The 12,049-nt window shown below is 49.2% G+C and carries 12 protein-coding genes; all 12 read right to left on the bottom strand.

The window, feature by feature from the left end; all coding sequences use genetic code 11:
• A partial coding sequence (gene mtnA / locus AC1WIP_RS04830; RefSeq protein ID WP_481140753.1) for an S-methyl-5-thioribose-1-phosphate isomerase occupies positions 1-926 on the bottom strand: 926 nt, incomplete at its 3' end.
• Between the two features lie 58 nt (positions 927-984).
• Entirely contained in the window at positions 985-1,476 is a 492-nt protein-coding gene (ybaK, locus tag AC1WIP_RS04825; protein ID WP_481140750.1) for a Cys-tRNA(Pro) deacylase, read from the bottom strand.
• 105 nt (positions 1,477-1,581) lie between these two features.
• Positions 1,582-2,625: an electron transfer flavoprotein subunit alpha/FixB family protein gene (locus tag AC1WIP_RS04820; RefSeq protein ID WP_481140749.1), complete on the bottom strand. Its 1,044-nt coding sequence runs from the start codon at positions 2,623-2,625 to the stop codon at positions 1,582-1,584.
• A gap of 46 nt (positions 2,626-2,671) precedes the next feature.
• Positions 2,672-3,454 (bottom strand): electron transfer flavoprotein subunit beta/FixA family protein, encoded by a 783-nt coding sequence (locus AC1WIP_RS04815; protein WP_481140748.1) that lies wholly within the window; start codon positions 3,452-3,454, stop codon positions 2,672-2,674.
• Between the two features lie 44 nt (positions 3,455-3,498).
• Complete coding sequence (locus AC1WIP_RS04810) at positions 3,499-4,650, bottom strand: acyl-CoA dehydrogenase (RefSeq protein WP_481140747.1); 1,152 nt, start codon at positions 4,648-4,650, stop codon at positions 3,499-3,501.
• Positions 4,651-4,739: 89 nt separating this feature from the next.
• The gene (locus AC1WIP_RS04805; RefSeq protein WP_481140746.1) at positions 4,740-5,579 is read right to left on the bottom strand and encodes a 3-hydroxyacyl-CoA dehydrogenase family protein; all 840 of its coding nucleotides are present in this window, start codon (positions 5,577-5,579) and stop codon (positions 4,740-4,742) included.
• A gap of 49 nt (positions 5,580-5,628) precedes the next feature.
• Entirely contained in the window at positions 5,629-6,414 is a 786-nt protein-coding gene (locus AC1WIP_RS04800; RefSeq protein WP_318709646.1) for an enoyl-CoA hydratase-related protein, read from the bottom strand.
• Positions 6,415-6,552: 138 nt separating this feature from the next.
• The gene (locus AC1WIP_RS04795; RefSeq protein ID WP_318705066.1) at positions 6,553-7,737 is read right to left on the bottom strand and encodes an acetyl-CoA C-acetyltransferase; all 1,185 of its coding nucleotides are present in this window, start codon (positions 7,735-7,737) and stop codon (positions 6,553-6,555) included.
• A gap of 130 nt (positions 7,738-7,867) precedes the next feature.
• The gene (locus AC1WIP_RS04790) at positions 7,868-8,899 is read right to left on the bottom strand and encodes a M23 family metallopeptidase (protein ID WP_481140752.1); all 1,032 of its coding nucleotides are present in this window, start codon (positions 8,897-8,899) and stop codon (positions 7,868-7,870) included.
• Between the two features lie 105 nt (positions 8,900-9,004).
• Positions 9,005-10,177, bottom strand: a complete 1,173-nt coding sequence (locus AC1WIP_RS04785; RefSeq protein WP_481140751.1) for a glycoside hydrolase family 57 — start codon at positions 10,175-10,177, stop codon at positions 9,005-9,007.
• A 17-nt stretch (positions 10,178-10,194) separates the two neighbouring features.
• Positions 10,195-10,389, bottom strand: coding sequence for a hypothetical protein (locus AC1WIP_RS04780; protein WP_481140745.1), 195 nt, complete (start codon positions 10,387-10,389; stop codon positions 10,195-10,197).
• A 30-nt stretch (positions 10,390-10,419) separates the two neighbouring features.
• Entirely contained in the window at positions 10,420-11,949 is a 1,530-nt protein-coding gene (locus AC1WIP_RS04775) for an alpha-galactosidase (protein ID WP_481140744.1), read from the bottom strand.
• Positions 11,950-12,049 lie beyond the last annotated feature (100 nt).

The following is a 12,049-nucleotide window of genomic DNA, read 5'->3' as shown; positions in this document are numbered from 1 at the left end:
CCCCCGCCCCTGGCAGTATCCATATCAATGGTGGAGGTAGGCGCGCACACATACACCGGCACGCCGTAATAATTTGCCGCCAGCGCGGCCATGGAGGTGCCAATCTTATTGGCAGTATCCCCGTTTGCAGCCACCCGGTCACATCCCACAAATACAGCCTGCACCAGCCCCTTGGACATCACGGAGGCAGCCATGTTGTCGCAGATTAAGGTCACGTCCACTCCCGCGCAGGATAGCTCATAGGCCGTAAGCCTGGCTCCCTGAAGGAGAGGACGGGTTTCGTCCGCAAACACATGAAAATGATACCCTCTCTCCTGCCCCAGATAAATAGGGGCAGTGGCCGTCCCATATTTCACAGTTGCAAGTTGTCCTGCATTACAGTGCGTCAGGATTCCATCCCCGGGATTCAGCAGACTCAGCCCATATTCCCCGATTTTTCGACAAACCTCCACATCCTCCTGGCGAATGCGGAGCGCTTCCTTATGCAGGATTTCCTTCACTTCTGCCACAGGACGCTTTTCCTGCCGTCCCGCCTGCAGACACACAGCCTCCATCCGCCGCAAGGCCCAGGACAGATTCACCGCCGTGGGCCGGGAGGAGTCCAGATATTCCTTATACTCCCGGAATTTTTGGTAAAATGTCTCAAAATACTGCTCCTCGATCTGCTTTGCCAGAACATAAATCCCCAGGGCGGCGGTTACACCGATGGCCGGAGCCCCTCTCACCTGCAGGCGGTAGATGGCGTCCCATATCTCCTGAGCCGTTTTCAAAACCGCCAGCTGCGTAGTGCCTGGCAAAAGGGTCTGGTCTATGATCACCACTGCATTTTTCGCTTCGTCTAATGCCACTGTTTCAAAGGACATAATGTTTTTTTCTTCCTGCATATCTTTTTCTTTTTCCTTTCTTGTCTGTCTTTCTTTAGGCATCTGCAAAACCCGCTTCCTAGTATCAGAACCTGGTCATAATAACCAAAATAAGGGTGACTTACCCCTGGGCCTTCACAAGCTCTGCAAATTCCGCTCCTGCGGCTCTGGCCAGATCAGTGGGAGCCAGCTCTATCTGGGAGCCGATTCTGCCGCCGCTGACGATCATGGTCTCCAGGGCCTTTGCGCTTTCATCGATCCGCGTCACATACTGCTTTTTCATGCCCACGGCCGTACAGCCTCCCCGTATATATCCCGTGACTGCATTGATATCCTTTACATGAATCATTTCCATGCTCTTTTCTCCCACGCTTCTTGCAGCCTTTTTCAGATCAAGCTCACAAGCCACCGGAATCACAAACACAAAATAATTTTTGCTGCTTCCCCTTGCCACCAAAGTCTTATACACCTTCTCATAGGGCAGGGACAGCTGATCCGCTATCTGCAGCCCGTCCACAAAGGCATCGCACTCATAGGTATAGTGGGTGAATGGAATTTTCATGCCTTCCAATATGCGCATGGCATTGGTCTTAACTTCCTTTTGCTTCGCCATTTTATAATACCGCCTTTTGCATTCCTTTTTTCTGCCTCTATTATACAAAAAAATCCCCACAGAGCAAATACCCTGTGAGGATTCCTGTCCAAATTATTTAACGGTTCATTTCGCCGCCATTTCCGCCTTCAGCTTCTCTGTCAATGCGGGAACAATCTTATTCAAATCTCCCACAATGCCGTAATCCGCCACATCAAAAATAGGCGCGGTTTCGTCCTTGTTGATGGCGATGATCAGATCAGATTCTTCCATACCCGCCAGATGCTGGATGGCGCCGGAGATGCCGATAGCAAAGTATACGTTGGGACGCACCGTCTTTCCTGTCTGTCCCACCTGAAGATCCTTGGGCTTCCAGCCTGCATCCACCACTGCACGGGAACAGCTTACGGTGCCGCCCAGCACTGCCGCCAGATCGTCCAGAAGCTTGAAGTTTTCTGCGCTTCCCACGCCGCGGCCGCCGGATACCAAAATCTTAGCGTCCATAATATCCACCGTATCGCTCACTGCTTTTACGATATCCAGAATTTCCACATAATTTCTGTTGGGCGTAAAGCCGGGATTGAATTCCTCCACATTGGCCTTTGCCCCTTCCACCTTGGGGCGCTTCTGCATAACGCCGGGGCGGACAGTAGCCATCTGGGGCCGGAAATCAGGGCAGGCAATGGTTGCAATGGTATTGCCGCCGAATGCGGGACGGGTCATCAAAAGCTGATTGTGCTTCTGCTCCTTTCCAGGAATAGGATTCATGGGGAAATCACCGATCTCCAGCTGGGTACAGTCTGCAGTCAGTCCCGTGTGGACTCTTGCGGAAACCCTGGGGCCAAGGTCACGGCCGATGGCCGTTGCGCCCACCAGGAAAATCTCCGGCTTATATTTTTCAATTACGGATGCCAGCGCATGGGCATAGGGCTCCGTTCTGTATTCCTTCAGCTCAGGATCATCCACTACGATCACCCGGTCCGCCCCATATTCAGCAAGCTCGTCCGCAAGCTCCTTCACGCCGCTTCCCACCAGCACAGCGGTCACCTCTGTTCCCAGGGTATCTGCAAGGTCTTTTCCCTTTCCGACCAGCTCAAAGGCAATGCTGTTAATTACGTTGTCTACCTGCTGGGCAAAGACATATACGCCTTTATATTCTTCTAAGTTCATTTCATATCCTCCATTCATGTATCATATCGGGAAAGAATTTTCATCTTTAAATTACATGCTTTTCCTTCAGCTTGCCAACAATGTAATCAACAGACTCCGCAGGATCAAGGGAAACCTTTTCACCGGCGCCCTTTCTCACCTTATCGGAAGCCTTTGCGATCTGGGTAGGCGATCCCTTTAAGCCAAGATTGGAGTCGTCCACATCCTTCAGATCGTTTCTGCCCCACACGGTGATCTCTGCGCTGCAGGCATCAAAAATACCGCCGGGGGTCATGTAACGGGGCTCGTTTAACTCTGCCAAAGCGGTGATCAGGCAGGGCATTGTTGCCTTGAGAACATGGTACCTGTCATCAAACTGACGCTCCACGATCACGCTGTCTCCCTCGATCTGGATTTTCTGGGCGTAGGAAATAACGGGAATGTTCAGGTGCTCGGAAATCTGAGGGCCCACCTGGGCGGTGTCTCCGTCAATAGCCTGACGCCCGGTGATGATCAGATCATATTCCAGATTGCGCAGAGCGCCTGCCAGGGTCTGGGAGGTAGCCCATGTATCAGCGCCGCCGAGCACTCTGTCTGTTACCAGGATTCCTCTGTCAGCGCCCATTGCCATGGCCTCTCTCAAAACATCCGCAGCCTTGGGCAGACCCATGGTAAGGGCGGTAACCTCCGCACCGTACTGATCCTTCAATCTTAAGGCAGCCTCTAAGCCTGCCTTGTCGTCAGGGTTCATTATTGTCATCATGGCCGCTCTGTCCAGGGTGCCGTCGGGATTAAACTTTACGCCGCCCTTGGTGTCGGGAACCTGTTTAATGCAAACAACGATTTTCATGTGTTTTCTCTCCTTATTTTCTATAGATTTCTTCCTGTTTTGGCCTACTTAAGCAGAGCCGCGGAGATCACCATTCTCTGAACTTCGCTTGTTCCCTCGTAAATCTCGGTGATCTTTGCATCGCGCATCATGCGCTCCACATCGTACTCTCTGGTGTAACCATATCCGCCGTGCAGCTGTACAGCCTTGGTGGTCACCTCCATGGCAACCTCTGCCGCATACAGCTTTGCCTGTGCGGCTTCAAATCCGTACTCCTTCTGGGTAGCCTTTGCCATTGCCGCCTTGTATACCAAAAACTTGGCCGCCTCTACCTTGGTTGCCATATCAGCCAGCTGGAACTGGGTGTTCTGCTGTGCTGCAATGGACCTGCCAAACTGCTTTCTCTCCTTGGTGTAGGCGATGGTTCTGTCAAGAGCGCCTTCCGCAATGCCGAGAGCCTGAGCCGCAATACCGATACGTCCGCCGTCCAGGGTGTGCATTGCAATCTTAAAGCCCTGTCCCAGCTTGCCTAAGAGATTCTCCTTGGGCACTCTGCAGTCGGTAAAGATCAGCTCATAAGTGGAGGAACCGCGGATACCCATCTTCTTTTCCTTGGTTCCGAAGCTGAATCCAGGCGTTCCCTTCTCTACGATAAAAGAAGAAATCTCCTTGATCATTCTGCCGCGCTTTTCAATCATGCCGGTCACTGCAAAAATCACATAGACGTCGGCCTCCTTACCGTTGGTGATGAATATCTTGGAGCCGTTGATCACATACTCATCGCCGTCTAAAACCGCCTTTGTCTGCTGGCCCTGGGCGTCCGTTCCTGCTCCGGGCTCAGTAAGGCCGAAGGCTCCCAGCTTTTCTCCCTTTGCCAGGGGAACCAGATACTTCTGCTTCTGCTCCTCTGTGCCGAAGGTGAGAATAGGATCGCAGCAAAGAGAGGTGTGTGCGGATACGATAACGCCGGTGGTGCCGCACACCTTGGACAGCTCCTCCACACACATCACATAGGTGAGGGGATCACAGCCCTGTCCGCCGTACTCCTTGGGAACGGGAATTCCCAAAAATCCACATTTTGCCATTTTGTCAACGGTCACTCTGGGAAACTGTTCTGTCTCATCCACCTCCTGGGCCAGGGGCTTCACTTCCTTTTCCGCAAACTCCTGAAAGAGCGTCCGTGCCATTTCATGTTCTTTCTTTAAGGTAAAATCCATGATTTTAATTCCTCCATAACGTTGTTTTTGTATTCAGAAAGCAGACTTGCAGCGCAGAGGTTGCCCTCCGCGCCGCTGATCAAATCCGCCTATTTTGTATAATCGTAGAAGCCCTTTCCTGTCTTTCTTCCCAGCTTGCCCGCACGAACCATCTTGCGGAGCAGGGGATGAGGACGATACTTGGGATCTCCTGTCTCGTTCTGGATTACCTCCATGATAGCCAGCACGATATCAAGACCTACCAGGTCTCCCAGCGCCAGAGGCCCCATGGGATGATTCGCACCAAGCTTCATAGCCTCGTCGATATCGGATACACTTGCGGTACCATCAGCATAAATGCCGATAGCCTCGTTGATCATGGGGATCAAAATTCTGTTCACCACAAATCCGGGCGCTTCCTTTACCTCAACGGGAGTCTTGCCAATCTCAGCAGCGATTCCCTTGATCTTCTCTACCAGCTCTACAGGTGTATTCTCTCCTGCGATCACCTCCACCAGCTTCATCCTGTCCGCAGGATTGAAGAAGTGCATGCCGATCATAGGTCTGTCGAGCCCAGCTCCCATCTCTGTGATAGAAAGGGATGAGGTGTTGGTTGCAAAAATGCAGTCAGGCTTTACAATATCCTGCAGCTCCTTAAAAGTAGTTTTCTTAATCTCCATATTTTCAGGAGCCACCTCGATCACCAGATCGCAGTCCGTGCAGATATCCTTAAGTCCCGTCACAATCTTTGCCGCGATGGCGTCCGCCTTCTCCTGGGTAAGCTTCTCCTTGCCCACTAAGAAATTCAGGTTCTTTAAAATCCTGCCCTTGCCGCCGTCTGCAAATTCCTGCTTGATATCGCATAAGCATACCTCATATCCATCCGTCATGGCAAAAGCCTGTGCGATTCCGGCACCCATGGTGCCTGCTCCGATAATACCAACCTTCATTGAAATTTCCTCCTTATGCTTTTCTATGTTCTCTTTGCTTATTTTGCTCTTAGCAGTTTTTGAAGGGCTCCTTCACCTTTTCCTTATTTTTGTCTAAGAAAAACGCCATGCCATACCTCTGATCCTGGGTCTCAAAGCAGTCTCCAAAAAGCTTCTCCTCAATCACAAGAGCCTGATCCATATCCACGTCAAGGCCCTCATTGATTGCTTTTTTGCAGTTGCGCACCGCGATAGGCGCATTCTTTGCAATGCCTGCAGCCATCTTCTCCGCTGCGGGAAGCAGCTCCTCCTTCGGATACACCGCATTTACCAGGCCGATTCTGTAAGCCTCCTCCGCCTTAATGTTTCGCGCCGTATAAATCATCTGCTTTGCCATGCCGGCCCCCACCAGACGAGCCAGCCTCTGGGTTCCTCCAAAGCCAGGCGTGATTCCAAGTCCCACCTCAGGCTGTCCGAACACTGCGTTGTCGGAACAAATCCTGATGTCACAGCTCATGGAAAGCTCACAGCCGCCGCCCAGGGCAAAGCCGTTTACCGCTGCGATCACCGGGATAGGGAATGTCTCTATTTTGCGAAAAACATCATTTCCCTTCTTGCCGAAAGCCTCTCCCTGCGCCTTGGTCAGGGTGCTCATCTCGCCGATGTCCGCGCCTGCCACAAAGGACTTCTCTCCGGCGCCCGTGAGAATCAGCGCTCTTACCTCTTCTAAATTTACCATATCCAGGGTCTGGTCCAGCTCCTCCAGCACTGTGGAATTCAGCGCATTTAAAGCTTTTTCCCGGTTGATGGTGATAATGGCATAGCTGCCCTTCTGCTCATATAAAATATATTCCATGGTTCTCCTCATTTCTGCGCCGCTCTTAGCGCATTTAAAATTATAACGGCATGAAAAAAGTCGAAAAGGCATTTGCCTGCCTGTGCGCAGGACAAATGCTTTTCCGCCTTTATCGCAGGGTACTCCCCTGCCAGAGCCTTAATCTTCTATTTTAACAATGGTAGCACAGCCCATGCCGCCGCCGATGCACAGCGTAGCAAGACCCGTCTTTGCACCCTTTGCCTGCATCTCATGCAAAAGGGTCACAAGGATACGGCATCCGGACGCTCCCACAGGATGACCCAGCGCGATGGCGCCGCCGTTGGGATTGAGCTGTCTGTCCACATCAATGCCAAGGTCCTTGCCTACCGCAACAGACTGCGCTGCAAAGGCCTCATTTGCCTCGATGATGTCAAAGTCCTCAATCTTCATGCCGGTCTTTGCCATTACCTTCTTTGTTGCAGCCACGGGGCCGATTCCCATCACCTCAGGGCGAACGCCTGCAAGAGCGCCTGCCACAAAGGTTGCCATAGGCTTTACGCCAAGCTCCTTTGCCTTCTCTTCGCTCATCACTACGATAGCCGCAGCGCCGTCATTGATGCCGGAAGCGTTTCCTGCGGTGACAAAACCGCCCGGATTGATGGGACGAAGCTTTGCCAGGCCTTCCATGGTAGAGCCATGTCTGGGGCCTTCATCTGTATCAAAAACAATCGTTTCCTTTTTCTTCTTTACTTCAACGGGAACGATCTCTGCCTTGAACGCTCCGCTCTTCTGCGCCGCCTCTGCCTTCTGCTGGCTCTTTAAAGCAAACTCATCCAGCTCTTCACGGGTAAGTCCCCATTCCTCGCAGATATTGTCCGCCGTCTTTATCATATGATAATCATTGAATGCGTCCCACAGAGCATCCTTAATCATGGTGTCCACCAGGGTTGCATTGCCCATACGGTAACCATAACGGCCCTGAGGAATCGCATAGGGAGCCATGGACATGTTCTCCATTCCGCCGGCAACTACAATATCGGCATCTCCCGCCATAATCATCTGAGCCGCCTGGTTTACACAGTTCAAGCCGGAGCCGCACACTACATTCATGGTTACTGCAGGCACTTCAATGGGAAGTCCGGCTTTGATGGAAGCCTGACGGGCAACGTTCTGTCCCTGTCCCGCCTGGATTACACAGCCCATGTAAACCTGATCCACAGCCTCGGGGGCAACTCCCGCTCTCTTCAAAGCCTCTTTGATTACGATTGCGCCGAGCTCAACTACGGGAGTGGTGCTGAGCGTACCGCCCATTGTGCCGATAGCAGTACGGCAGGCACCCGCCAATACAACTTTCTTTGCCATTTGTTTTTCCTCCAATCAATGATTGTTATTTTTTTGTCATTTCCACTGTGCTTATTTTATCATAGGGTGGGTTCTTTTGCAATGCCTTTTGACAAAAAAATAACAGGCGCGGACCAAACTGTTATTTTGCTCAGCTCCCCGCCTGAAGCGCCTCCTCTACGCTCGGGTCGATAATGTCGTTTGTTCTGACCCATTCCTTGGTGCCCTCCACCTTCTGTGCAGGCTGCGTGTGCTTCGCCAAAAATCTTGTGAGCGCATAGAGATCGATCCAGATTTCATTATTTCCTTCCTTCTGGGATTCGTCAAAGATCAGCTGCAGTCCCCAGTGCAGATGTGTCACTTCTATGTTGTTTACATTTTCCGTGGTGCTGTACCCGGTATGTCCCATGTAGCCGATTACATCTCCCGCAGTGACAATGCTTCCCTCCTCCAGATTTTCTGCATAGGGGTAGTTTTGTCTTAAATGGGCGTAATAGTAGTAGCGTCTGCCGTCAAAGCTCCGGATACCGATACGCCAGCCGCCGTACTGGTTCCACCCTAACGCTTCCACATATCCGGACTCCACGGCCATGATGGGTGTACCCGTAAGTCCCATCATGTCATGCCCAAGATGTTTTCTCTTGTACCCGTAGCTGCGGCCCACCCCAAAATCATCATAATGGGAATAGTCAAAGCCGCGGGCCAGAGGGAAATATGCCTTCAAGCCATACCTGGACTGGTATTTCATTTCCCCGTTCTCATCCTCCATCTCCTCCTCATACTCCCCCACCATTCCCCCAAGTACTGCATCGTAGGCCTCGTGATAGTAGGAATAATATTTTAAGTCCCCGGTCAGCTCCTCAATACTGCATTCTCCCTCCGACAAGGCTTCCGCAGCCTTTTCCAGCACAGACAGCGCCTTACTGTCAAACTCTCCTCCTGTCTTTGCAGCCGTATAGGCCAAAAGCTCAATCCAATCCACCTCATGGGTCGTCCCATGAGTGTCCACGTCCCAGGCATAAGCCCGGCATAATGCCTCGTAAGATACTGTAAAGTCCACCCATTTTATATAATCCCCGTTGTCAGATTCCTGTGCCAATGCTTCCCCGGAAGTGGGATATATATTGTCCTCTTCCTTGGTTCTTAAAAAGATGATCAGGCCAGCCACCAGGATAATCCCAATGATTTCCAATGAAATGGCTTTTTTTATCACATTTTGAAAGGAGTGAAAAATGGTAATCCCCTCCGCGGCTTTTCTTAAGGAAAATATATGTTGACAGGTCTTTTCCTATTCTCCAAAATATTTTCTATTCATTAATACACTCTCAATTAATTGAATCTGCGTATACATTAAGGAAGAAGAGTACAATCCCTTCATTTTTTCCACGCTGTTATTTTTCATTGCCGCTTCAATAGCTGCGTTTGCCGCATACATATCTTCCAAGCTTTCCTGCACATTAAAGCGCCCTGGGCTGGTAGGCGCCGGAGGCCAACGCGAATCAGACACCCATGCACTGGCCAGGGCCCTCATAGCCCGTTCCAGATCCGCGTCAAGATTATCCAGTGTTTCCCCCAGCTGTCCCGCCACTTCCTTTATGCCATTAAAAATGAAAAGGCATACCGGATCCATAATGCGTGAATAGTCCGTGTTCGCCCATGCCTTTGCAGTTCCTCCATGCCAGGCCACTCCATTTTCAATACATTTTACATAGGGATTCTCTAACAGATTTCCTTCATCCAAAACCTCGCTCGGAGTAGCAAATTCATATCCGGCCTCCTTAGCCGCTTCCAAAATTTCCTGAAATCTATCTACACTTTTCGGTTCAGCTTCAAAAAATCTGGCTTCATTGAACTGCTTTACATAAAAATACGCACTGGAGCCTATGTATTCCGCATCTTCTGCATACGGCATTATGAAGCCTCCCGTCTCACATATCCTGTCCTTCCATTTTGCAAACATGGCTTTTATTTCTTTCATATTAATAGGCTCTTCTCTCATATCCTCCGTAGCTCCCATTAAATACCACAACAGCAGATTAGCCATGCAATCGCTTCGAAATATCATTTTCATGCCATTTGGAGCAATAGACGGATTTGTAATAAACTTTAAAAACTCCGGCTTATCCTGAATATATTCTTCAATTTTAAACAGATGATTTTTGTTGGAGTGTCCCTGCACATCGAATTTCAAATCTGTGGCCTTTCTTATTTCACCAAAGGAAAGGAAAAACGAATCTGCGTCCATAACCAGCGCTTTAATACCTGCTTCCTTATAAATCTCCAAAATATAGTCCGCCCAGCCGCATTCCGGATTCCACCCTATTTCAGGCCGCTTTCCCACGTACTTTTCCCAAACATCCAGGGAATGCTTCAAGGAATGGGCGCCTATCTCTTTGGGGACGTTGGCAAGCATAAAATGAATATAGGGGGAGGATACCGGCTCAACCTTTCCTTGTGCAATCAGCTCCTTTAATTTATTCAGACATCCGGGTGCTTTTTTGCCATTTCCTCTATGGTAATGCCGCTTGCTTCAAATGCGATTTTATAGTCTCCTTCCCTTATCAGATCAAACAGCTTTTCATAACAGTTTTCGATGACCCACAGTCTCCTTTCAGGGGGCAGCTGAGAATATTGAATATTTGCATGTGGCATAAATACAACTTTGGGTTTCATTAGGTTTACTCCTCACTATACATAAAATACTTATTTTACTCTGTTAAATATAAAACAATGACTTTCATTTACAAATGCTCCTAAGAGCACTCGATATCCCAGTTTCATTAAGACCTCTCCGTCATATTCTTTTCCTTCTGATTCATAAACTGCCGTTTCGTCAAGTCCCTGAAAAAGAATCCTCCACTCTTCTCCGTTCACCTGCGAGCTTTTCTGAAATGTAAACAGCACAACTTGATTTTCGCTTACATACTCCCATGCTGTGTTTTCCTCTTCAAACGGACTGGATAAACGATAGAAATCTCCAAATTGGACAGTACCACGTATGCTTCTGTAAATCTGCACATATTTTCCCACCTGTTCCAGCTCTGCTTTCGATAGTCTGCTCAAATCCATTTCAAAGCCAAAATTTGCCCCCATTGCAACCATAGCCGCAGTATTCAGCTGATTATTATATTTGTCCACTCCATAATCAATTTGTCCCACATGAGCGGTCATGGAAACAACAGGATAAATCATGGACATGCCATGCTGTATTTTCAATCGTGACATTGCCTGTTGATTATCACTGGTCCAGGTTTGAGGCATATAGTAAAGCATTCCTGGGTCAAAACGTCCTCCTCCGCTGCTGCAGCCCTCAAACAGCACATTGGGGTATTTTTCTGTCAATATATCCAGTACCCGATACACCCCTAGGATATACTTATGGCGCTGCATTTGATTTTTTGTCTCTACAATATTACGGTTAAAATCCCATTTTACATATACAATATTCGCTGAGTCCAAAACATTCGAAACTGTATCTACAATATATTCCTGTACCTCCGGCAGGGAAAAGTCTAACAGAAGCTGATGAAACATCTGAGTGCTTTCTTTACCTGGCGCTTTCATGCACCATTCAGGATGATCTTGATACAGATGAGACTCAGGAGAAACCACTTCCGGTTCAAACCAAATTCCAAAACCCATCCCGGATTTGTTAATATGATCAACCATATTTTTAAGCCCATTGGGGAACTTTTTCTTATTCACAAACCAGTCCCCAAGAGGACGCACGCCTTCCCCCGCATCACCAAACCATCCGTCATCCATTACAAACAGCTCCAGCCCGATACCTGCCCCGAAATCCGCAATGCGTATCAGCTGTTCCTCCTCGAAATTCACACCGGTTGCGTCCCAATGATTAATGACCATGGGCCTTACCTTATCCCGGTATATTCCCCTGCAAAGACGCTTTCTATATAGATTGTGAAAAATTCGGCTCATCTTTCCAATTCCCTGATTGGAATATACAAGCACCACCTCCGGAGTCTGAAAGGTTTCATTTTCTTTCAATGTCCAACAAAAATCAAAAGGCGAGATACCTACATTGATTCTCGTCTGTCCCACAGAGTCCCTCTCAGCTTCTATCTGAAAAGAGCCACTGTATACAAAAGAAAATGCGTAGACCTTGCCATGAGTTTCAGAAGCGTCTGCTTCCATCAAAGCCGCAAAAGGCTGTGCCATCGCACTGCTTGAGCCTCTCTTCGAATCTATGCATATGTGTGTATGGTCAAGCATTTCATCTTATTTTGACCAGTCAAATATAATTTTAAAACACTCCTCGCCCGCTTTTTCCTGATATTCAAAAGCTTCCTTGCACTTGGACACTCCCCATACC

The sequence above is a fragment of the Acetatifactor sp. genome (genome assembly GCF_982438285.1).
This window is presented reverse-complemented; position numbering and strand designations above follow the sequence as displayed.

Excerpts from the sequence above, each read along its gene's own strand:
- ybaK (WP_481140750.1), bottom strand. The coding sequence starts at position 1,476 with ATGGCGAAGCAAAAGGAAGTTAAGACCAATGCCATGCGCATATTGGAA.
- AC1WIP_RS04820 (WP_481140749.1), bottom strand. The coding sequence starts at position 2,625 with ATGAACTTAGAAGAATATAAAGGCGTATATGTCTTTGCCCAGCAGGTA.
- AC1WIP_RS04815 (WP_481140748.1), bottom strand. The coding sequence starts at position 3,454 with ATGAAAATCGTTGTTTGCATTAAACAGGTTCCCGACACCAAGGGCGGC.
- AC1WIP_RS04810 (WP_481140747.1), bottom strand. The coding sequence starts at position 4,650 with ATGGATTTTACCTTAAAGAAAGAACATGAAATGGCACGGACGCTCTTT.
- AC1WIP_RS04805 (WP_481140746.1), bottom strand. The coding sequence starts at position 5,579 with ATGAAGGTTGGTATTATCGGAGCAGGCACCATGGGTGCCGGAATCGCA.
- AC1WIP_RS04800 (WP_318709646.1), bottom strand. The coding sequence starts at position 6,414 with ATGGAATATATTTTATATGAGCAGAAGGGCAGCTATGCCATTATCACC.
- AC1WIP_RS04795 (WP_318705066.1), bottom strand. The coding sequence starts at position 7,737 with ATGGCAAAGAAAGTTGTATTGGCGGGTGCCTGCCGTACTGCTATCGGC.
- AC1WIP_RS04780 (WP_481140745.1), bottom strand. The coding sequence starts at position 10,389 with ATGAAACCCAAAGTTGTATTTATGCCACATGCAAATATTCAATATTCT.
- AC1WIP_RS04775 (WP_481140744.1), bottom strand. The coding sequence starts at position 11,949 with ATGCTTGACCATACACACATATGCATAGATTCGAAGAGAGGCTCAAGC.